This is a genomic window from Streptomyces sp. NPDC045778, assembly GCF_056431945.1.
On sequence record NZ_JBWKJZ010000006.1, the window covers coordinates 105,711 to 128,677 of the forward strand.

General features: G+C 75.0%; 8 protein-coding genes. All 8 read right to left on the reverse strand.

From position 1 onward, the window contains the following. Window positions 1–15: 15 nt before the first annotated feature. The 8 genes from AC07GB_RS10025 to AC07GB_RS10060 all read right to left on the reverse strand — a co-directional run bounded on the left by AC07GB_RS10025 (window position 16) and on the right by AC07GB_RS10060 (window position 22,803). Window positions 16–10,344 carry a type I polyketide synthase gene (locus AC07GB_RS10025; RefSeq protein WP_478843815.1) on the reverse strand — a complete coding sequence of 3,443 codons (10,329 nt, stop codon included), beginning with the start codon at window positions 10,342–10,344 and terminating at the stop codon, window positions 16–18. 26 nt (window positions 10,345–10,370) lie between these two features. Beyond that, complete coding sequence (locus AC07GB_RS10030; RefSeq protein WP_478843455.1) at window positions 10,371–16,721, reverse strand: SDR family NAD(P)-dependent oxidoreductase; 6,351 nt, start codon at window positions 16,719–16,721, stop codon at window positions 10,371–10,373. Between the two features lie 83 nt (window positions 16,722–16,804). Next, on the reverse strand, window positions 16,805–18,682 hold the full coding sequence (locus AC07GB_RS10035; RefSeq protein ID WP_478843457.1) for an AfsR/SARP family transcriptional regulator: 1,878 nt from the start codon (window positions 18,680–18,682) through the stop codon (window positions 16,805–16,807). Between the two features lie 87 nt (window positions 18,683–18,769). Then, window positions 18,770–19,861: an HAD-IIIC family phosphatase gene (locus AC07GB_RS10040; RefSeq protein ID WP_478843459.1), complete on the reverse strand. Its 1,092-nt coding sequence runs from the start codon at window positions 19,859–19,861 to the stop codon at window positions 18,770–18,772. Between the two features lie 27 nt (window positions 19,862–19,888). Continuing rightward, window positions 19,889–20,998, reverse strand: a complete 1,110-nt coding sequence (locus tag AC07GB_RS10045) for an acyl-CoA dehydrogenase family protein (protein ID WP_478843461.1) — start codon at window positions 20,996–20,998, stop codon at window positions 19,889–19,891. Continuing rightward, window positions 20,982–21,257 carry an acyl carrier protein gene (locus AC07GB_RS10050; protein ID WP_478843463.1) on the reverse strand — a complete coding sequence of 92 codons (276 nt, stop codon included), beginning with the start codon at window positions 21,255–21,257 and terminating at the stop codon, window positions 20,982–20,984. Before AC07GB_RS10050 ends, AC07GB_RS10045 begins: the two co-directional genes overlap by 17 nt. 14 nt (window positions 21,258–21,271) lie before the next feature. Continuing rightward, window positions 21,272–21,943, reverse strand: coding sequence for an O-methyltransferase (locus tag AC07GB_RS10055; RefSeq protein ID WP_478843465.1), 672 nt, complete (start codon window positions 21,941–21,943; stop codon window positions 21,272–21,274). Then, on the reverse strand, window positions 21,943–22,803 hold the full coding sequence (locus tag AC07GB_RS10060) for a 3-hydroxyacyl-CoA dehydrogenase family protein (RefSeq protein ID WP_478843467.1): 861 nt from the start codon (window positions 22,801–22,803) through the stop codon (window positions 21,943–21,945). Before AC07GB_RS10060 ends, AC07GB_RS10055 begins: the two co-directional genes overlap by 1 nt. Window positions 22,804–22,967 lie beyond the last annotated feature (164 nt).

Below are 22,967 nucleotides of genomic sequence, written 5' to 3' on the forward strand. Positions count from 1 at the left end.
CGTGTCTCCTGGTGGTCAGCGGTTGGGTCGGGCGGAAGCGCGGCCGAGTTCCCGGTCGATGAAGTCGAAGACCTCGTTCTCCGTCGCGGTCTCGATCGCGGCGGCCAGGTCCGTGTCGCCGGTGCCGGGGACCGCGTCGGGCCGCGCGTCGGTCCAGGCCTTGTTCCAGCGGGTGAGGATGGCGTCGAGGCGGGTGGCGATCTCCGTGCGGCCGGACTCCTCGCCGGCCGCCGCGCCGACCGGGACGGCCATCAGGACGGCTTCCAGCTTGTCCAGTTCGGCCAGGGCCGAGCGCGGGCTGACGCCGTCGGTGAGGGCGAGCCTCTCCAGGAGATGCTCGACGAGCGCCCCCGGTGAGGCGTAGTCGAACACCAGCGTCGTCGGCAGGGACAGGCCGGTCCGCTCGCCGAGCCGGTTGCGGAACTGCACGGCGGACAGCGAGTCGAAGCCGGAGTCCCGGAAGGACACCTCCCACCGGAGGTGGTCGGGCGCCGCGTGGCCGAGGACCGCGGCCGCCTCGGCGCGCACCAGGTCGCGCAGGTACGTCTCCGCCTCGGCCCGGCTCATCGCCGCGAACCGGTCGACGGTCTGCTCCGCGCCTGCCCTGCGGCGCTCGCCGCGCGGCACGAGGCCGCGCAGCACCACCGGGACCTGCGCCGGGTCGCGGCGCAGGGCGGCCAGGTCGAGCGGCGCGGGCGCGACCACGGCGAGCCCGGTGGCCAGGGCGGCGTCGAACAGCGCGCACGCCTCGTCCCCCGCGATCACGCGCAGGCCCGGCTGCCCGCCCTCGACCATCCGGCCCCAGGCGAGGGACACCGCGGGCAGGCCGCTCGCCCTGCGGTGCGTGGCGAGGGCGTCCGCGTAGGCGTTGGCCGCGGCGAAGTTGGCCTGTCCTGGGCTGCCGAGCAGGCCGACGACGGAGGAGAACAGGGCGAACAGCGCGGGCGGGGCGTCGGCGGTCAGCTCGTGCAGGTGCCGGGCCCCGTCCACCTTGGGCCGCAGGACGGCGGCGACGCGCTCGGGGGTGAGCGCGGTGAACACGCCGTCGTCCAGGACGTTCTCTGTGTGCACGACCCCGGTCAGCGGGTGCTCGGCCGGGATGCCCGCGAGCAGGGCGCGCACGGCCTCGCGGTCGGCCAGGTCGCAGGCCACCACGGTGGCCGTCGCGCCCAGGTTCGCGAGGTCGTCCCGCAGCCGCTCCGCGGGCGTGCCGGGGCCGCCCGGGTCGGCGAGCACCAGGTGCCGCACCCCGTACGCGGTGACCAGGTGCCGGGCGAACAGCGCGCCCAGCTCCCCGTCGGCGCCGGTGACCAGGACGGTGCCGCCGTCCACGAGGGCGGGCGGCGCCACGGCCGGGGCGGCCGAAGGGGCCAGCCTCGGTGCGTACAACTTCCCGGCGCGTACGGCCAGTTGGGGCTCGCCCGCCTGGGCCACCAGGGGCAGCTGGTCGACGGACGCCGGGTCGTCGTCCAGGTCGACGAGCACGATCCGGTCGGGGTTCTCGGCCTGGGCCGAGCGCAGCAGACCCCACACGGCGGCACCGGCCGGGTCCCGTACGGCGTCGTCGGCGACGGCGGCCAGGGCGCCCCGGGTGACCACGGCGAGGCGGTTGTCCGGCAGGTCCTCCTGGGCCAGCCAGGACTGCGCCACGCCGAGGGCCCGGGTCACGGCCCGGTGCGCGGCGGCGACCGGGTCCCCGGCCGTCTCCGGCGTCGACGGCTCGACGAGCAGGACGTCCCAGGGGGTGAAGGACGCCGCCGCCTCGTCGACGTCGCCGAAGCGCAGCGGCGCGATCCCGGCGATCCCCGCGGGGCCGCCGGTGGCGTCGCCGAGCAGGGCGAGCAGGCTCTCCGGCTCGTCGTCGGCGACCGACCCGACCGGGGTCCACTCCAGTGCGAACAGCGAGGCGGTGCCGGCGGACACGGGCGCCGCGGTGCCGTCCCTCGGCGTCAGGGCCGCGGGGAGGAGCCGCACGGTGTCGGCCACGAGGACGGGGAGCCCCGTCTCGTCGACCGCCTCCAGGCGGAAGGCGTCAGGACCGGCGGGGGCCAGGCGCACGCGGAGGACCGTCGCCTCGGTGGCGTGCAGGGCGACGCCCTCCCAGGCGAGCGGCAGCAGCGGGGCCCCGTCCGGGCCCGCCCCGGTTCCGCCGGTCAGCAACGGCTGCACGGCGGCCTCCAGGAGAGCCGGGTGGATCCCGAAGCCGCCGGCGTCCGCGAGCGCGCCTTCGGGCAGGCGGACCTCGGCGAACAGCTCGTCGCCCCGGCGCAGCACCGTCGTGAGGCCCTGGAACGCCTCGCCGTACTGGTGACCGGCGTCGGCGAGGTCCTCGTACGCCCAGTCGACGGCCTTGGCGTCGGCGGGCGGCCAGGGGGCCGGTCCTGCGTCGGGCCGGTCGGCGGCGGGGGCGAGCACGCCGGTGGCGTGGCAGGTCCACTCCTGCGTGGTGCCGTCCCCGTCCGTGGCGTCGGCGGGCCGCGTGTAGACGCCCACGGTCCGCCGCCCGGTGGTGTCGGGGCCGCCGGTCACGACCTGCGTCCGCAGGGCGCCGTCGCCGGGCAGCACGAGCGGTTCGGTGACGGTGAGTTCGGCGAGGTCGGGGCAGCCGGTGGCGTCCCCGGCGGCGATCGCCAGGTCCACCAGGGCGGCGCTGGGCAGTACCGGCACCCCGGCGACGACGTGGTCGGCGAGCCACGGCTGGCTGGTCAGGGACAGACGGCTCGTGAACACCGTCTCGTCCCGGCCCGCCACGGCGACGGCTGCTCCGAGCAGGGCGTGTCGCCCGGTGTCGTCGGCGCCGATGCCACCGCTGGTGCCAGGCTCGGCGGCCCAGTACCTCCGGCGCTCGAACGGGTAGGTGGGCAGGGCCGTCCGGCGCGCTCCGGTGCCCGCGAACACGGCCGCCCAGTCGACGGCCGCACCGGCGACGAACAGCTTCCCCACGCCGTCGAGCACGGCGTGCAGGGAGGGTCGCCCCGCGGCGAGCAGCGGCACCGAGCCGTCGAGCAGGGTCAGGGCGCCGGACTCGGCGCACCGGGTCACGCCGTGCTCGGCGAGCCACCGCGCGGCGGCGTCCCGGCCGTCGGAACCGTCGAGGCCGAGGGTGTCAGCGGCGGTGAGCGGCCCGCCGGTGCGCAGCGACACCACGGGCATCCGCGGTTCGTCGTACGTCACGTGCGTCGCGTCCCCGTCCGTCAGGAGGCGGCCCGCGTCGGCCAGGGAGAGCGCCCCGGCGACGTGCGCGGCGGCGATCTCACCGACGCCGGTGCCCGCGACGCAGCCGATGGTGACGCCCCAGGCCCTGACCAGGCGGTACAGCGCCACCTCCGCGGCGAACCCGGCCGCACGCGCGCCCTGTTCACCGAGCCCGGCCAGGATCTCGTCGTACGCCGTCGCGTACGCGGGCAGCGTCTCGTACAGCTCGCGGTCGGGGCCGTCCGCGGCCCCGGTGAACAGGAACGCGGTCCGGCCGTCACCGGCGGCGGGCGCGTCGGCGGCGGCGATCGCCCGGAGGCCTGCGACGGCCTCGGCGCCGCCCCCGGTGACGAGCACCGCGCGGTGGTCGAAGGCGGAGCGCTGCGCCAGCGAGAACCCGACGTCCAGCGGGTTCGGCCCGGTGCCGGACTCCAGGACGGCGAGGAGCCGCTCGGCCTGCGCGCGCAGGGCCCGCGGCGACTTGGCCGAGAGCACCCACGGCACCACCGGCAGGGTCACGTCGGCCCGGGAGGCGGCCGGGTCGGGGGCCTGCTCCAGGATGACGTGCGCGTTGGTGCCGCTGAGCGCGAACGCGGACACCGCGGCCCGGCGCGGCCGGCCGAGGTCCGGCCAGGGGCGGGCCTCGGTGAGCAGTTCCACCGCGCCCGACGACCAGTCCACGGCCGAGGTCGGCTTGTCGACGTGCAGGGTCTTCGGCAGCACGCCGTGCCGCATGGCCATGATCGCCTTGATCAGGCCGCCGGCGCCCGCGGCGTGCTGGGCGTGCCCGATGTTGGACTTCACCGAGCCGAGCCAGGCGGGGCGGCCGGCGGGCCGCTCGCGGCCGTACGTCGCCATGAGGGCCTCGGCCTCGATGGGGTCGCCGAGCTGGGTGCCGGTGCCGTGTGCCTCGATGAGGTCGACGTCGGCGGGCGCGACACCGGCGTTGGCGAGGGCCTGGCGGATGACGCGCTGCTGCGAGGGGCCGTTGGGCGCGGTCATGCCGTTGGAGGCGCCGTCGGAGTTGACCGCGCTGCCCCGGACCACGGCGAACACGGTGTGCCCGTTGCGCCGGGCGTCGGAGAGCCGCTCCAGGACGAACAGGCCCACGCCCTCGGACCAGCCGGTGCCGTCGGCGGACTCGTCGAACGCCTTGGACCTGCCGTCGGGCGCGAGCGTGCGCTGCCGGGAGAACTCGACGAACCCGATGGGCTGCGCCATCACGGTCGCGCCGCCCGCGAGCGCGAGGCCGCACTCGCCGCTGCGCAGCGCGTTCGAGGCGAGGTGCAGGGACACGAGGACCGAGGAGCAGGCCGTGTCGATGGACATCGTCGGGCCTTCGAGGCCGAGGACGTAGGAGATCCGGCCGGAGCCGAAGGACGTCGTGGAGCCCGTCAGGAGGTAGCCGTCGGCGCCCCCTTCGGCCGCGCCCGCGCCCGCCCCGTACTCCTGCGCGGTCAGGCCGGTGTAGACGCCGGTGTCGCTGCCGCGCAGCGAGCGCGGGTCGATGCCGCCGCTCTCCAGGGCCTCCCACGAGGTCTCCAGGAGCAGTCGCTGCTGCGGGTCCATCGCGAGGGCCTCGCGCGGCGAGATGCCGAAGAAGCCCGCGTCGAAGTCGGCGGCGTCGTGGAGGAACCCGCCTTCGCGCGTGTAGAAGGTGCCCGGCTTGTCGGGGTCGGGGTCCCACAGCCGCTCGATGTCCCAGCCGCGGTCGTCCGGCATGTCCCCGATCGCGTCCACGCCGTCGGCGACGAGCCGCCACAGCCCTTCGGGCGTACTGGCCCCGCCGGGGAAGCGGCAGGCCATGCCGACGATCGCGATGGGTTCGTTCGTGCCGCCGGAGCCCGGGACCGCCGCCGCGACGGCCGCGGCCGGTGCCGCCAGGTCGCCGCTCAGTTCGCCCAGGACGTACGCGGCGAGCGCCGAGGTCGTCGGGTGGTCGAAGACCACGCCGGGCGAGAGCCGCAGCCCTGTGACCGCGGAGAGCCGGTTGCGCAGCTCGACCGCCGTGAGGGAGTCGAAGCCCAGGTCCCGGAACGGCACGGTCTCGCTGATCCGCTCGCCCGCGCCGAACTGGAGCACGGCGGCCACCTCGGTGCGCACCAGCTCGGTGACGTGCTCGTGGCGGTCCTGCTCGGGCAGCGCGGCGAGGCGTGCGGCCAGCGCCCGCTGGTCGCCCCCGCCCTGCCGGACCACCCGGCGCGACGGGCGGCCGACGAGGCCGCGCAGCATCGCCGGGACCGGCACGGCGCCGGACCGCAGCGCCCGCAGGTCGAGCCGCGCCGGAAGCGTCACCGGGCGGCCGAGGGCCAGCGCCCGGTCGAACAGGGCCGTCCCGCCCTCCGGGGAGATGGCCCGCAGGCCCGTCCGCTCGACCTGGTCGGCGGCCCCGGCCTGCATGCCGCCTTCCGTGGCCCACAGGCCCCAGCCGAGGGAGAGGGCGGGCAGGCCGTGGGCGTGGCGGTGCCGCGCGAGGGCGTCGAGGAAGTGGTTGGCGGCCGTGTAGCCCGCCTGGCCCGCGTTGCCCAGGGTGCCCGCGAGGGACGAGAAGAGGGCGAAGAGGGCGAGGGGTTTGTCGCGGGTGAGTTCGTGGAGGTGCCAGGCGGCGTCGGCCTTGGGTCGCAGGACGGCCGAGACGCGTTCGGGGGTGAGGGCGGTGATGATGCCGTCGTCGATGACGCCGGCGGTGTGGACGACCCCGGTGAGGGGGTGTTCGGCGGGGATGGCGTCCAGGACGGCCTGGAGCGCGTCGCGGTCGGCGGCGTCACAGGCCTGGACGCGTACGCGCGCGCCGAGCGCGGTCAGCTCCGCCTCCAGCTCCCGTGCCCCGGGGGCCTCGGGGCCCCGGCGGCTGGTGAGGACCAGGTGCCGGACGCCGTAGGCGGTGACCAGATGCCGGGCGAACAGCGCGCCCAGCGCACCGGTACCACCCGTGACAAGCACCGTCCCCTCCGGGGAGAGGTCCGGCGCGGCGGCGTCCGTCGCGGCCTGCGGAGCCAGGCGGGGCGCGGTCACCGTACCGGCGCGCACCGCGACCTGGTCGTGGCCCGCCGCGAGCACCGCGGGCAGGGCCGTGAGCGAGGCCGGGTCGTCGTCGACGTCCGCGAGCACGATCCGGTCGGGGTGTTCCGCCTGCGCGGACCGCAGCAGGCCCCACACGGCGGCGCCCGCCAGGTCGGGCGCGGCGTCGTCCTGGCCGTCGCGCACGGCGCCGCGGGTCACCACGACGAGGCGGCCCGACAGGAACCGCTCGTCGGTCAGCCACTCCCGCACCAGGTCGAGGGTCGCGGCGGCCGCGCCGTGGACCGAGGCGACGACGTCGGTGTCCGCCTGCCCGGCGGGGGCGAACAGGAGCACGTCGGCCCCGGCCGCGTCCTCCAGCGTCGCGCAGCGGTCGACCGGCAGCGCCTCGCCGAACGCCACGGCGGAGGTGCCGAGCAGGGCCCAGCGGCCCGCCGGTTCGGCCGGGGCCGCGTCGACGGCCGCCCAGTCCACGCCGTAGAGCGAACCGGCACTCTCGTCCCGCCCGGCCGGCTGGTCGGCCGACACCGGGCGTGCCTCCACCGAGCGCACCTCGGCGACCGGCTGCCCCGCCTCGTCGGCGAGCTGCACCTGGCAGGACGTCTTGCCGTCGGTCCCCGCGTCGATGACCACACGCACCCGCAGGGCGGACGCGCCGGTGGCGTAGAGGTGGATCCCGTTCCACACGAACGGCAGCTGGAGCGTGAAGTCCTCGCCCGCGTCGGCGATCGCGGCGACCACGCGCGGGTGGATCGCCGCGTCGAACAGGGCCGGGTGGATGCCGAAACGGCCCGTGTCCGTGCCCTCCGGCAGCGCGACATCGGCGAAGTACTCGGCGCCCGCGGCGCTGTCCTTGCGCCACAGCGTGCGCAGGCCGCGGAAGAGCGGGCCGTAGACGTAGCCGCTCTCCGCGAGCCGGTCGTAGAACCCGTCCGTGGCCATGGCCTCGGCGCCCGCGGGCGGCCACTGGCTCAGCTCGAACGCGGGCTCCGGGGCCTCGGCGGCCAGCACGCCGGTGGCGTGGCAGGTCCACTCCTCCTCGGCGTCCCGGCCGTCGTGGCCCGCCTCCGGGCAGGAGTAGATCGCGAAGGGCCGGTGGCCGGTGTCCCTCGGCTCGCCCGCCACGAGCTGGACCCGTACGCCACCCGAATCGGGGACGCGCAGCGGCGCGGTGATCACCATCTCGTCCACACCGGCGCAGCCGACCTCGTCGCCCGCCGCGACGGCCATGTCGATCAGCGCGGTGCCCGGCACCAGGGCGCGCCCGCCCAGCTCGTGCTCGGCCACCCAGGCGTGGGTCCGCGCCGAGAGGCGCCCGGTGAACACGACCTCGTCGGCACCGGCGACCCGCACCACCGCGTCCAGCATCGGATGGTCCGCGGCCACCTGCCCCGCCGACACGACATCGCCGGACGACGGGCCCGCCATCCAGTAGTCCTGGTGCTGGAAGGGGTAGGTCGGCAGGTCCACCAGGGCCGCGGGGGTGCCGGTGAACAGCCGCGCCCACTCCACCTCATGCCCGGCCGCGTGCACCTGCGCCAGACCGGCCAGCACGGTGCGCACCTGGGGCTGCTCACGGCGCTGCAACGCGATGAACGACGCCTCCACACTCTGCGCGCCCATCGCCGTGAGGACGCCATCGGGACCGATCTCCACGAACCGGGTCACGCCCTGCTCCCGAAGGCGTACGACGTGATCGGCGAAACGCACCGCACGCCGGATGTGATCCACCCAGTACCCGGGCGAACACACTTCCTCCACGTCGGCTGCCATCGCAATGACCGGCGCCTGGAAGGTCACACCCTCGACGACCGCCGCGAACTCCTCCAGCACCGGATCCATCAACGGCGAATGGAAGGCATGACTGACCGTGAGCCGGCTGGTCTTACGGCCCCGCTCCCGCAGCACCTCCGCGATACCCGTGACCACGTCTTCGGCTCCGGATATCACCAGGGAGGTAGGGCCGTTGACCGCCGCGATACCGGCCTGGTCCTCATGCCCCGCAAGGAGTTCCAGGACCTCGGCCTCACCGGCCTGCACCGCCACCATCGCGCCACCCGCAGGCAGAGCCTGCATCAGACGGCCCCGGGCGGCCACCACCCGGCACGCATCCGCCAGCGACAGCACCCCCGCCACATGCGCCGCCGCCAGCTCACCGATCGAATGCCCCGTCACGAAGTCCGGCACCACACCCAAGGACTCCACCAGACGGAACAACGCCACCTCGACCGCGAACAACCCCGGCTGCGTCCACCCCGTCTCATCCAGCCCGACACCGTCGAAGACCACCTCCTTCAACGACCCCGGCAACAACCCCTCGAACCCCGCACACACCTCGTCGAAAGCCGCCGCGAACACCGGAAACGTTCCGTACAACTCCCGGCCCATACCCGAACGTTGAGCACCCTGCCCCGTGAACAAGAACGCGGTACGGCCCTCACCCGCCACCCCGCACACCACACCCGGCCCCGACTCACCCCGAGCCAACGCCCCCAAACCAGTGACCAGTTCCTCGCTGTCAGCCGCCAGTACCACCGCCCGGTGCTCGAAGGCCACCGCACGCGAACGCACCGCCGACACACCCACATCCAGCAGCGACAACCCCTCACCCACCGCGGACGCCAACCGCCCCGCCTGCGCCCGCAACGCCCCCGCACCCCGAGCCGACACCACCACCGGCACCACCGGCAGCGAGCCCCTCGGCGCCTCCGCCGTGGGCTCCTCCGCCGGAGCCTGCTCAAGGATGACGTGGGCATTCGTGCCGCTGATCCCGAACGAAGAGACCGCCGCGCGGCGCGGGCGTCCTGTCGTCGGCCAGGGGCGTTCCTCCGTGACCAGCTCGACCGCGCCGGCCGTCCAGTCCACGGCAGGCGTGGGCTCGTCGACATGGAGGGTCCTGGGAACCATCCCGTGGCGCATCGCCATGACCATCTTGATGACACCCGCGACACCCGCCGCGGCCTGCGTGTGACCGATGTTCGACTTCAACGAGCCCAGCAGCAAAGGCTGGTCGTCCAAGTCCTCCGTACGCGCCTGTCCGTACGTGGCGAGCAGTGCCTGGACCTCGATCGGGTCGCCCAGCTTGGTGCCGGTGCCGTGCGCCTCCACCACGTCGACCTCGGCGGGTGACAGGTCGGCGTCGGCGAGGGCCTGGCGGATGACGCGCTGCTGGGAGGGGCCGTTGGGCGCGGTGAGGCCGTTGGAGGCGCCGTCGGAGTTCACCGCGCTGCCCCGGACCAGGGCGAGTACGGGGAGGCCGCGCTCGCGGGCCACCGAGAGGCGCGCGAGGACGAGGACGCCGACGCCCTCGGAGAAGCCGGTGCCGTCGGCGGCGGCAGAGAACGCCTTGCAGCGGCCGTCGGGCGCGAGGCCGCGCTGCCGTGCGAACTCCACGAACACGCTGGGCCCCGACATCACGGTGGCGCCGCCCGCGAGGGCGATGTCGCACTCCCCGTCGCGCAGGGCCTGCTCCGCCAGGTGCATCGACACCAGCGACGACGAGCAGGCCGTGTCGAGGGTCATCGTCGGGCCCAGCAGGCCGAGCACGTAGGAGATCCGGCCCGAGGCGACGCTCGTGGTGCCGCCGGTGAGCACGAAGCCCTCCAGCTCCTCGGGCGTCTCGCCCGCGCGCGGCATGTACTCCTGCGGGATCACGCCCACGAACACGCCGCCCGAGGTGCCGCGCAGCGACGCCGGGTCGATGCGGGCGTTCTCCAGGGCCTCCCACGACGCTTCGAGCAGGACGCGCTGCTGCGGGTCCATGGCCTGGGCCTCGCGCGGCGAGATGCCGAAGAACTCGGCGTCGAACCCGGCCGCGTCGGCCAGGAAGCCGCCCTTGGTGAGGTACGTGGTGCCCGGCGTCCCCGGGTCCGGTGCGGAGAGCCGGTCGAGGTCCCAGCCGCGGTCGTCCGGGAACTCCGTGAGCGTGTCCCGGCCGTCGCGGAGCAGCTCCCACAGCTCCTCGGGGGTGCGGGCACCGCCCGGGAAGCGGCCGGCCATGCCGACGATCGCGATCGGCTCGCGGGCGGCGGCCCGCACGTCGTGCAGCTCACGACGTGCCCGCTGAAGGTCCGTCGTGACCCGCCGCAGATACTCTCGAAGCTTCTGCTCGGTGGACATCCCGGGCAGCCCCCTTTCGTTCGGAACAGGCGAGATCACGCGATGTCGAGTTCGCCGTCGATGAAGTCGAAGATTTCGTCGTCGGAGGCCTCGGTGAAGTCCCGCTCGTCGCCGCCCGCCTCGGCCTGCGCCGTGAGGCGGCGCAGCACCTCCTGGAGTCCCTTGGCGAGCAGGCCCCGTTCGTCCTCGTCCAGGTCCGCGACGGCGAGCCGGTCGAGTTCCGTCACCAGCGACCCCACGGTCGTCTCCGCCGCGGGCACGAGCAGCCCGTCCAGGAACGCGGCGAGCCCGGCCGGTGTCGGATGGTCGAAGACGACCGTCGGCGGGAGCCGCAGCGCCGTGGCGTTGCCGAGGCGGTTGCGCAGCTCCACCGCCGTCAGCGAGTCGAAGCCCAGCTCCTTGAACGCGCTGTCCTCGTCGACCGCTTCGGCCGTGCCGTGCCCGAGGACGACCGCGGCGGACTCCCGTACGAGCTCCAGGAGTTCCTTGCGGCGCTGCCGCTCGGGCAGTTCGACGAGCCGGTCCGCCTGGGTGGTGGCCGCGGCCTGTGCCACGACCCGCCGCCGGACCGAGGCGGCCGGGTCGAGGGCCGAGAGGAGTTCCGGCACCGGCTGTCCGCTCTCGCGCAGCCGGGCCACGTCGACGGGTACCGCCACCGCGAGGGGGCGGTGCAGGGCGAGCGCCGCGTCGAACAGGGCGAGGCCCTGCTCGTCGTCGATCGCGCCGAGGCCCATCCGGGCCAGGCGGTCCTTGTCGCCCTCGCCGAGGTGGCCGGTCATGGCGCTCTCCCGCGCCCACAGGCCCCACGCGATCGACGTGCCGGGCAGACCGAGGCCGCGCCGGTGCTCCACGAGGCCGTCGAGGTAGGCGTTGGCCGCCGCGTACCCGCCCTGGCCCGCGCTGCCGAGCACCCCGGCGACCGAGGAGAACAGCGCGAACAGGGCCAGGTCGTGGTCCTGCGTCAGTTCGTGCAGGTGCCACGCCGAGCGTGCCTTCGCCCGCAGCACGGCGTTCAGGTCGTCCCGCGTCAGGGCCTCCAGGACCCCGTCGGACAGGACGCCCGCCGCGTGCACGACGCCGGTGAGCCGGTGCGCGGAGGCGACGAGCTGCGCGACGGCCTCGCGGTCGGACACGTCGCACGCCACCACGGACACCTCGGCGCCCGCGGCCCGCAGGTCCGCTACCAGGTCGTCCACGCCGTCGGCCGCCGGGCCGCGCCTGCTGGTCAACAGCAGCCGCCGCACGCCGTGTCCGGCGGCCAGGTGCCGGGCGACGAGGCCGCCGAGCACCCCGGTGCCGCCGGTGACGAGGACCGTGCCCTCGGGGTCGAGCGGCGCGGGCAGGGTGAGGACGATCTTGCCGACGTGCCGTGCCTGGCTGAGGTACCGGAAGGCCTCCGGCGCGCGGTGCACGGGGTAGGTGGTGAGCGGCATCGGCCGCAGCGCGCCCTCGTCGAACAGGACGCGGATCTCCTCAAGCATCTCGGCGATGCGGTCGAAGCCGGCCTCCATCACGTCGAACGCCCGGTAGCGCACGCCCGGATGAGCCGCCGCGATCTCCTCGGCGTCGCGGATGTCGGTCTTGCCCATCTCGATGAACCGGCCGCCGCGCGGCAGCAGGGCGAGGGACTCCTCGACGTGCTCGTGCGCGAGGGAGTTGAGCACCACGTCGACGCCGCGGCCGCCGGTGGCCTTCGTGAAGTGCTCGGCGTAGCCGAGGCTGCGCGAGTCGGCGAGGTGGTCGTCGTCGAAGCCCCAGGCGCGCAGCACGTCCCGTTTGCCGGCGCTCGCGGTGCCGAAGACCTCGGCACCCCAGTGCCGGGCGAGCTGGAGGGAGGCGAAGCCCATGCCGCCGGTCGCCGCGTGCAGGAGCAGCGACTCACCCGCGGTGAGTCCGGCCAGGTCCGCCAGGCCGTAGTACGCCGTCAGGTACACCACCGGCACCCCGGCGGCCTGCGCGAACGTCAGGCGCTTCGGCATCGGCGCGACGAGCCTGCGGTCGGTGACGGTGACCGTGCCGAGGCCGCCGGTGAACAAGCCCATCACCCGGTCGCCGGGGGCGAGCCCGGTGACGCCGGCGCCGGTCTCCAGGACGATGCCCGCGCCTTCGCCGAGCGAGGACCACTCGTCCCGGGCCACCATGCCGAGTTCCAGGAGCACGGCCTTGAAGTTCAGGCCGCCCGCGCGCACGGCGATCCGGACCTCGCCCGGCTCCAGCGGGCGCAGCACCTCCGGGCACGGGGTGAGGGACAGGCTGTCGAGGTCGCCGCGGTAGGTCAGGCCCAGGCGCCACGGCCGCTCCGCCGGCTCCGGCAGGGCCGGGGACGCGGACGCGCGGGTGAGCCGGGGCACCGCCGCCGCACCGCCGCGGAGGGTCAGCTCCGGGTGGTCGGAGGCGAGGGCGGCGGGCAGGGCCTCGCGGGCGAGCGGGTGGTCGTCGATGTCGATGTGGCGCAGCCGGCCGGGGTGTTCGGCGCGCGCGGTGCGCAGCAGCCCGGTCACCGCGCGGTGGGCGAGGTCGTCGGCCCGGGTGAGGACGACGAGGGGGACGTCGGTGAGGTGCGGCTCGGCGAGCCACTCCCGTACGACGTGCAGCGTCAGGTCGACGACGTCCTCGACCTCACCGCCGGGGCACGTCCACAGCGCGGCCGTCGCCGCCCCCGGCTCGGCCGGGTGGCCTCGGCCGTCGGCGGCGAGCGTGACCCAGGTCGGCTCGGCGGGCGGCTCCGGCAGGTCGACCGGCACCAGGTCGAGGGCGAACAGGGCCGAGGTGTCCACGCGCCGGTGCCCGAGCGCGCCCACGTCCACCGGGCGGAGCGCTAGCTCGCCCACCGAGGCGACGGCCTGCCCGGCCTCGTCGGTGACGAGCACGGCGACCGCGTCGGGGCCCGCCGGGGTGAGCCGGACCCGGGCGGCCCGCGCCCCGGTGGCGTACAGGCGCACGTCGCTCCAGCTGAACGGGGCCCGGACGCCGTCGGTGGCGGCCAGGCCCGCCGCGTGCAGGGCCGCGTCGAGGAGCGCGGGGTGCAGGCCGAAGCCGGTGACGTCCTGCTCGGCGGGCAGCGCCACCGACGCGTAGAGCACGGTGCCGTCCTGCCACGCGGCCCGCAGGCCCTGGAAGGCGGGGCCGTAGGCGTAGCCGCGCGCGGCGAGGGACTCGTAGAAGCCGTCGAGGGGGACGGCGGTGGCGCCGGGCGGCGGCCAGGCGGTGAGGTCGCCGGGCGCCGCGGGGCTCTGGTTCGTCAGCAGGCCCGTGGCGTTGCGGGCCCAGTCGTCGGTCCCCGCGGGAGCGGTGTGCACGCTCACGGGGCGCCCGTCGTCGCTCTCGGCGCCGATGAGGACCTGGAGGTCGAGGTCTGCGTCGAGGACGACCGGGGCGTGCAGGGTCAGCTCGGCGAGGTGCCCGCAGCCGACCCGGTCCCCGGCGTGCAGGGCCAGTTCGACCAGGGCCGTCCCGGGCAGCAGCACCGCGGTGCCGAGGCCGTGCTCCGCGAGCCACGGCTGCGCGGTGCGGGAGAGCCGTCCGGTGAGGACGAGGGTGTCCGCGTCGGCGGTCCGCAGGGCCGCGCCGAGCAGCGGGTGGTCCGCCGGGCGCAGGCCGAGGGCCGAGGTGTCGCCGACCGGGGCGGGCTCCTCCAGCCAGTAGCGCCTGCGCTGGAAGGGGTAGGTGGGCAGCTCCGTGGCGGCCGCCGCGCCGGGCGGGATCTTCCAGTCGACGTCGACGCCGTGGACGTACGCCTTGGCGAGCGCGGTGTGGAAGCGGGCCCGTCCGCCGTCGTCGCGGCGCAGCGACTCCAGGACGACCGCGTCGGCGGCCTCCGCCTCCTCGACGGTCTCCCCGATGGCGTTGACGAGGACGGGGTGCGCGCTGACCTCGACGAACACGCCGTGGCCCTGGTCGAGCAGGGCGCGGGTGCCCTGGGCGAAGCCGACGGTCCTGCGCAGATTGCCGTACCAGTACGCGGCGTCCAGCTCGGGCCCGGCCACGACCTCGCCGGTGACGGTGGAGTGGAAGGGGACCCGGGACGGCTTCGGCGCGATGCCGGAGAGCGCGGTGAGGATCTCCTCGCGCAGCGCTTCGACGTGGGCCGAGTGCGAGGCGTAGTCCACCGGGACGAGGCGGGCGCGGACGCCGTCGGCCTCGCAGGCCGCGACGAGGTCGGCCAGGTCCTCGGGTGTGCCCGAGACGACCGTGCTGCCGGGCCCGTTGACGGCGGCGATCTCCACGGATCCGCCGTACGTCGCGATCCGCCGGGCCGTCTCGTCCCGCGGGAGCTGTACGGAGGCCATGCCGCCGGTGCCCGCGAGCCGGGTGATGGCCTTGCTGCGCAGGGCGACGACGGCCGCGGAGTCCTCCAGGGACAGCGCTCCGGCGACGTACGCGGCGGCGATCTCGCCCTGCGAGTGGCCGAGGACCGCGTCGGGGGTCACGCCGTGGTGGCGCCACAGCGCGGCGACCGAGATCATCACGGCCCACAGGGCGGGCTGGACCACGTCGACCCGGTCGAGGGGCCCGGCGAGCGCGTCGAGGAGGTCCCAGTCGACGTACGGCTCCAAGGCGGCGGCACAGGCGTCGAGTTGGGCGCGGAAGACGTCCGAGTCGCGGTACAGGTCCAGCGCCATGCCGGACCACTGCGAGCCCTGGCCGGGGAAGACGAACACCGTCTTGCCGCGCGGGCGCGCGGCACCGGTCAGGACGTCACGCGAGGGCCGCCCCTCGGCGAGGGCCAGCAGCCCCGCGAGCGGGCCGTCGCCGGTCACGGCCGCCCGCTGGGACAGCAGCGGCGCGCGCGTGGCGAGCGCGGCGGCCACGGGCACGCCCGGCTCCGCCGCGACGAGGGCGCGCACCTGCTCCGCCCTGGCCGCGAGCGCCGCCGCCGACGAGGCGGACAGGAGCAGCGGCAGGTCCGCGTCCCCGGATTCCGGCGCGGGCACGGGCTCCGCCTCCGGCGCCTGCTCGATGATCAGGTGGGCGTTGGTGCCGCTGATGCCGAACGCGGACACCGCGGCGCGGCGCGGCCGGTCGCTCCCGGGCCAGTCGCGCGCCTCGGTGAGCAGCTCCACCGCGCCCGACTCCCAGTCCACGGCGGGCGAGGGCTCGTCGGCGTGCAGGGTGCGCGGCAGGACGCCGTGCCACAGCGCGAGGGTCATCTTGATGACGCCGCCGACTCCGGCGGCGGCCTGGGTGTGCCCGATGTTGGACTTCAGGGAGCCGAGCCACAGGGGCCGCTCCCGGGGGCGCTCCTGGCCGTAGGTGGCGAGAAGGGCCTGAGCCTCGATCGGGTCGCCGAGGCGGGTTCCGGTGCCGTGCGCGTCGACCACGTCCACGTCGGCGGGGGTCAGGCCCGCGTCGGCGAGGGCCTGGCGGATGACGCGCTGCTGGGAGGGGCCGTTGGGCGCGGTCAGGCCGTTGGAGGCGCCGTCGGAGTTCACCGCGCTGCCCCGGATCACCGCGAGCACCGGGTGCCCGAGCCGCCGGGCGTCGGAGAGCCGCTCCAGGACGACCATGCCCGCGCCCTCGGACCAGCCCGTGCCGTCGGCGGCGGCGGAGAACGCCTTGCAGCGGCCGTCTTCGGCGAGGCCGCGCTGGCGGCTGAACTCGACGAACGTGTCCAGGGTCGCCATCACCGCCGCCCCGCCGGCCAGGGCGAGGGAGCACTCGCCGCCGCGCAGCGCCCGGGCGGCCAGGTGCATCGTCACGAGCGAGGACGAGCACGCCGTGTCGACGGTGAGCGCGGGACCCTCCAGGCCGAGGAGGTAGGCGATCCGGCCGGAGGCGACGCTGGCCGCGCTGCCGGTCCCGCCGAACCCCTCGCCGCCCTGCCCTGACTCCTCCGCGCCGAGCCCGTACCGCTGGCCGCCGTGGCCCATGAGGCCCACGAACACGCCGGTGTCACTGCCCCGCAGCGCCTGCGGGTCGACGCCCGTGCGCTCCAGGGCCTCCCACGACGTCTCCAGGAGGAGCCGCTGCTGGGGGTCCATCGCGAGGGCTTCCCTGGGGGATATCCCGAAGAACTCGGCGTCGAACTCGGCCGCCTCGTACAGGAATCCGCCGCCACGGGCGTAATAGGTGCCCGGCACGCCGGGGTTCGGGTCGTAACGGCCCTCGACGTCCCAGCCGCGGTCGGCGGGGAAGGCGCCGATGGCGTCCCGGCCCTCGGTCACCAGGTCCCACAGGCCGTCCGGCGAGACGACGCCTCCGGGGAAGCGGCAGGCCATGCCGACGATCGCGATCGGCTCGCGGGCCGCCCGCTCCAGCTCGTGCAGGCGCTCGCGCGTGTCCTGCAACTCGCCGACGGCCTGCTTGAGGTAGTTCCGCAGCCTGCCCTCGTTCTCCATCGTCTCGTCACTCCTCCGGCCGGGGTACTCAGCTCGGCCAGTCAACATTGCGGGGGTGGTGGGCAGCCGGGTTCGAGAACACCGGACCGGGCGGCGAATTTGGCCCCCGGGACCAACCGGCGGGCGCGTTCTCAACTGGCGACATGGCAGAGCCTCGCCAGCTGGGGAGCCCGGGGTGCCTCGGCGCGCGGTTCGGCCGCCACCGGTTCGAGGGTCATGCGGCTGGCGTGCCGCTGGCCCGCGCCCCAGCCGGGGCGCCTGCGGAAGAGTTCCGGGCGGGCCGCGGCGACCACGAGGACCGGCAGCGGCTGCGGCGCGCCGAGGAGTTCCTCGACGAAGGCGAGGACCGCGTCGCCCGCCCGGTGCAGATCGTCGGCGAACACCACCAGCGGGCCGTGCTCGGCGAGCTTCGCCACGTGCGGCGCGCTCACGGGCCCGCCAGGGGTGAGCCGCAGCGTCGCCGCGTTCTCCACGCGCCGCTCGAACGCCGCGAGCAGGGGCGACTTGCCGATCCCCGGGGCGCCGGTGACCAGCACGAGGTGGGGCCGCGCGCGGCGGCGGACCCGCTCCAGGAGGCTGCCGAGGACGCCGAGTTCGGGCTCGCGGTCGAAGACCTCCGCCCGGGCGGAGGAGTCGCGGTAGCGCCCCTTGACGGTCCAGCGCGGCCGGGGTCCGCCCTCACGTCCGTACGCGATCGCGGCGCCGGTCAGTCTCCTGGTACGGCCGCACACCACGATCTCGGTGTCCTCGGCGGCCTGGAGCAGGGACTCGCTGTCGACGAGCAGCGCCCCGTTGACGGGCAGCGACTCCCCGACAGGCCCGCCGGGTCCGCCGGGCCGCGCCCGCGTCTCACCGGTCGCCACCGCGACGCGCAGCGCGGGCCGTTCGCCGTCCGGCACGTCGAAGCAGATCCGCTGGCGCAGCGCCATCGCGGCCCGGACCGCGCGCTCGGCGGCCTGCTGCGCGCCCTCGGCGCGCGGTGAGGCGGAGCGGAACAGGGCGAGGGTGACCGACCCGGTCGACCCGGCGACCACGCCGCCGAGCCGTCCCACCTCCTCGTGCACGACCCTCGCGGTGCGCTCCAGGGCCCTGCCGACGTCCCCGGTCCGCCGTCCGGTGGCGTAGTCGGCGCGGATCAGTACGGTGCTGACGCCGCCGCGGGCGACGGAGCGCTGGGCCGGGACGAGCTGGACCGGCCGGGCGACGGGCCGCTCGCGGGGCTCCGGCTCCTGCCCGGCGCGGGAGATCACCACCGGCCGCGGGGGCGCGTAGGGCGCCGCGATGGACGGGTCGTGCACGAGGATCGCGTGTTGCAGCAGGCGCAGCTCACGGCCGGGTTCGAGCCCGAACTGCTCGGCGAGGCGCACCCGCACCCGCCGGTAGGCGGCGAGGGCGTCGGCCTGCCGTCCGCCGCGGTAGAGCGCGAGCATCAGCTGGTGGCACGCTCGCTCCCGCAGCGGCTCGGCCTCGACCATGGCCTCGATGTCGCCGAGGACGGCCTGGTGGCGGCCGTTGGCCAGCTCGGCCTCGTAGTAGTCCTCCCGCACGTCGAGGCGCGCGTTCTCCAGGGCGGTCAGCTCCGCCCAGGAGTGCCCGGACTCGACGAGGTCGGCGAGCGCGCGGCCGCGCCACAGGGCGAGCGCGTCGCGCAGGGTGGCCGCGGCGGCGCCGGGGCGTGCGGCGGCCAGCTGCGCGCGGCCCGCCTGCGCGAGGCGGTGGAAGCGGAACATGTCGACCTGCTCGGGGTCGACTTGCAGCTGGTAGCCGTGCGCGCAGGTCAGCAGGGCGGGCGGCCGTGCGTCGCCGCGCGCGTGCTCGGCGAAGGTGACGCGCAGCCCGCGTACGGCGTTCTGAAGGACCTTGCGCGCCGTGACGGGCGTCTCGTCGGTGCCCCAGAGCCCGTCGAGGAGCTTGCTGGTCGCCACCTCCCGGTTGGCGTTGAGCAGCAGCAGGCCGAGCGTCGCCCGCCGGCGGTCGCCGCCGAGCGCGATCGGCTTTTCTTCGTCCATCAGTTGCAACGGGCCCAGAACCAAGAACTGCAAGACATCCCCCGTAGATCGTGCGTGTTCAGCGTCAGCCGTGCGTGAGGTGCCCGCCTACCGCCACTCCGCCTCGCGCCCGCCGACGAGCGGCTCGGGGGCGAGGACGCGCAGGGTGGTCGGCGGGTCCTGGCGGACCGGCTCCAGATGCAGGCACTCGGTTCCCTCGGGCGGGGAGAACGAGGCGAGGCAGGCGCACTCGGCGGCGGCGAAGCCCGCGAACCGGTAGGCGACCTCCATCATCCGGTTGCGTTCGGTACGCCTGAAGTCGGCGACGAGGTGCACACCGGCGCGCGCGGCGGCGTCGGTGAGCCAGCGCAGGAGCACCGCGCCCGCGCCGAACGACACGACCCGGCACGAGGTGGCGAGGAGCTTGACGCGCCAGGCGCCCGGGGCCTTCTCGATCAGCATGACCCCGACCGCGCCGTGCGGCCCGAAGCGGTCGGCCATGGAGACCACGAGCACCTCGTGGCCGGCGTCGGTCAGCAGGGAGCGGAGCGCCGCGTCCGAATAGTGCACGCCGGTCGCGTTCATCTGGCTGGTCCGCAGGGTCAGCTCCTCGACCCGGGTGATCTCCTCGTCCCTGGCCTTGCCGATCCGCATCACCAGGTCGAGCGAGCGCAGGAACTCCTCGTCGGCGCCCTGGTACTCCTCGCGCTGGAGGTCACGCTGGAACCCGGCCTGGTACATCTCGCGGCGCCTGCGCGCGTCGACGGTGACCACCGGCGGGCTGAACTCGGGCAGGTCGAGCAGCTGGGCCGCCTGCTCGGCCGGGTAGCACCGCACCTCGGGCAGGTGGTAGGCGACCTCGGCGCGCTCGGTGGGCAGGTCGTCGATGAACGCGACCGTCTTCAGCGCGAAGTTGAGGCGCTCGGCGATGCTGCGTACGGACTCCGACTTCGGGCCCCAGCCGATGTGCGGAAGGACGAAGTACTCGGCGAGGCCCAGCTCCTCCAGCTTGGCCCACGCCTCGTCGTGGTCGTTGCGGCTCGACACGGCCTGGAGGACGCCCCGGGCGTCCAGCTCCGTGACGACCTTGCGGAGGGTGTCGTCGACCTCGACGTGGCCGTCCTCGACGAGTGTGCCCTGCCACAGGGTGTTGTCGAGATCCCAGACCAGGCACTTCACGATCGGTTGTGCTTCTGACATGTTCGCTCCCCCGTTCCGTGGGACCGCTCAGGCCGCCGCCGCGGCGGCGTGCTCGGCGAGTATCAGCTGGCAGATCTCGTTGCTGCCCTCGATGACTTCCATCAACTTCGCGTCCCGGAAGGCCCGTTCCACGACGTGTCCGCCCACCGCCCCCGCGGAGGCGAGCACCTGCACGGCGGAGGCCGCGCCACGGGCCGCGTTCGTGGCCGCGACGTGCTTGGCGAGGACCGCTGCGGGCACCTGCTCCGGCGAGCCGCTGTCCCAGCCGGCGCTCGCCCGCTCGCAGGCAAGGGTCGCCGTCCGCTCGGCGGCGTACAGCTCGGCCAGGTGCCGGGCGACGAGCTGGTGCTGGAGCAGGGGCTTGCCGAACTGCTCGCGGCTCTTGACGTGCCGGGCGACGGCCGTGAGGCAGGCGCGCAGGATGCCGACGCAGCCCCAGGCCACCGAGAGCCTGCCGTAGGTGAGCGCGATGGTGGTCAGCATGACGACCGGCTGGCCCGCCACCGCGAGCAGGTGCTCGGCGGGCAGCCGTACGTCGTCGAGCTGGACGGTGGCGTGACCGGCCGCGCGGCAGCCGAGGGGCTCGGGCACCCGCGTGACGGTGACGCCGGGGGCCGTGGCGGGCACGACGGCGACGGCGCCGCCGCCCTCGTGGCGGCCGAAGACGAGGATCCAGTCGGCGTACCCGGCGACCGTGATCCACGTCTTGGTGCCACTGACGACGATGTCGTCGCCCTCGCGGCGGATCCCGGTGCTCATCGCGGCGAGGTCGCTGCCCGCGCCCGGCTCGCTGAACGCGACCGCGGCCAGCTCGCCGCCGGTGAGGCGGCCGATGTACTCCGCGCGCTGCGCCTTGTCACCGAACCGCTGGAGCGTCCAGGCGGCCATGCCCTGCGAGGTCATCACGGACCGCAGGGAGCTGCACAGCGCCCCGGTGTGCGCGGTGAGCGCGGCGTTGTCCAGGCCGGTCAGGCCGAGGCCGCCGAACTGCGGCTTCGCCTCTGCGCACAGCACGCCCTTGGCGCCGAGTCCGCGCAGCACGCCGAGCGGGATCTCACCCGTGACGTCCCATTCGCTCGCGGCGTCGCCGACCGTCTCGGTCACCAGCGCCGTCAGGGCGTCAAGCACCGGCGCCACCGCCCCGCAGCCGGGTCACGAGCGCGCTCATGGTCCGCAGGGTGCGGAAGTTGTCCAGGGCGAGGTCGGGGCCCTCCACCTCGACGTCGAAGGTGCTCTCCACGAACACCACGAGTTCCATGGCGAAGAGCGAGGAGACCGCGCCCGAGGCGAACAGGTCCACCTCCGGCTCCCAGGTCGTCTTGGTCTTGGCCTCAAGGAACGCGCCGATCTGCTGCTCGATGGCGGCGACAGGCAGTTCCGTGGTCGAGTCCGTCATGGGAAGTCCCTTTCTCACTGCGCCTTGTTCTTGCGTGCCAAGGTGATGCCGTCGGCCATGGGGAGCAGCGAGAGCTGCACCCGGCTGTCGGCGTGGAGGGCGGTGTTGAGCGCGCGGATGGCCTCGGTGTCGGCGTCGTGCGCCTCGGGGTCCGCGACCCGCCCGAAGTAGAGGGTGTTGTCGAGCACGACGAGGCCGCCGGGCCGCAGCTGGGTCAGGGCCTCTTCGTAGTAGCGGGCGTAGCCGGTCTTGTCGGCGTCGATGAAGACCAGGTCGAAGGTCTCGGGGCCGTGCTCGGCGAGCAGGGCCGCCATGCTCTCGGCGCCGTCGCCGAGCCGCAGCTCGATCCGGTCGGCGACCCCGGCGCGCTCCCAGTACCGCCGGGCGATCTTCGTCCAGCGCGCGCTGATGTCGCAGGTGACGATGGACCCGCCGGCGGGCAGCGCGCGCGCCATGCACAGCGTGCTGTAGCCGGTGAACGTGCCGATCTCCAGGACCCGGGACGCGCCGGTGAGGCCGACGAGGAGGGCGAGCAGCTGCCCTTCCTCGGGCATGGTCACCATGGCGTTCAGGGACGGCATGAACGCCGTCTCGTTCACCAGGTCGCGCAGGATCTCGTCGTCGCGCAGGGACACCGAGCGCACGTAGTCGAGGACGCCCTCGTCCAGCTGTACCTGACCGGCCATCAGCGCACCTCGTACTCGTAGAAGCCGCGCCCGGTCTTGCGGCCGTGGTGGCCTTCGGCGACCTTGCGCAGGAGTAGCTCGCTGGGGCGGCAGCCCTCGTCCCCGGTGCGCTCGTGCAGCACCCACAGGGAGTCGACGAGGTTGTCGATGCCGATCAGGTCGGCGGTCCGCAGCGGGCCCGTGGGGTGGCCGAGGCAGCCCTCCATCAGGGCGTCGACGTCCTCGGCCGTGGCCCGGCCCTCCTCGACGACGTTCGCCGCGTCGTTGATCATGCGGTGCAGTACGCGGCTGGTGACGAAGCCGGGGCCGTCGCCGACCACGATGCCCTTCCGGCCGAGGACGGCCAGGAGTTCCCGGACGGCCGTCATCGTCCGCTCCGACGTACGCGGCCCGCGCACGACCTCAAGGGTGCCGATGAGGTACGGCGGGTTCATGAAGTGGATGCCCGCCAGGTCCTCGGGGGCGGGAACCTGCCCTGCCAGCTCGTCGACCGGGATGGACGAGGTGTTGGTGACCCGCAGCGTGCCGGGGGCGACCGCGCCGGCGATCTCCCGGTGCACCTTGGTCTTCAGCTCGGCGACCTCGGTGATGGCCTCGATCACCCAGGTGGCGTCCGCCGCGGCGGCCACGGAGTCCGCGAGCTGTAGCTCACCGGCCGGGCCGCTCCTCGGCAGGGCGCCCATCATCTGGGCGAGCCGCAGCTCGTCGCGGAGCCGGCGCCGGGCCGTGCCCAGGCGCTCCTGGTCCACGTCCACCAGCGTCACCGGTACGCCGCGGCCGACGGCCAGCGTCGCGATGCCGATGCCCATCACGCCCGCGCCGAAGACCGCGAGCCGCCGCTCTCCCCCGTCACCGGTCATCGGGCGACCACACCCGTCCGTTCCCGAGCGGCCGGGGGGTTTCCCGGCCCCCGGCCGGCGTCACACACGACAGACCCGCTCATTGAGCACACCTCAGCTTTACGTCCGAGAAGGAATTTCCGGAAGACAACGTCCGAATTCAGAGAACCGCGCTTGATGTATGC

Coding starts and splice junctions, on each gene's coding strand:
- AC07GB_RS10030 (WP_478843455.1), bottom strand. CDS start 16,721: ATGTTGACTGGCCGAGCTGAGTACCCCGGCCGGAGGAGTGACGAGACG.
- AC07GB_RS10035 (WP_478843457.1), bottom strand. CDS start 18,682: ATGGACGAAGAAAAGCCGATCGCGCTCGGCGGCGACCGCCGGCGGGCG.
- AC07GB_RS10050 (WP_478843463.1), bottom strand. CDS start 21,257: ATGACGGACTCGACCACGGAACTGCCTGTCGCCGCCATCGAGCAGCAG.
- AC07GB_RS10040 (WP_478843459.1), bottom strand. CDS start 19,861: ATGTCAGAAGCACAACCGATCGTGAAGTGCCTGGTCTGGGATCTCGAC.
- AC07GB_RS10060 (WP_478843467.1), bottom strand. CDS start 22,803: ATGACCGGTGACGGGGGAGAGCGGCGGCTCGCGGTCTTCGGCGCGGGC.
- AC07GB_RS10055 (WP_478843465.1), bottom strand. CDS start 21,943: ATGGCCGGTCAGGTACAGCTGGACGAGGGCGTCCTCGACTACGTGCGC.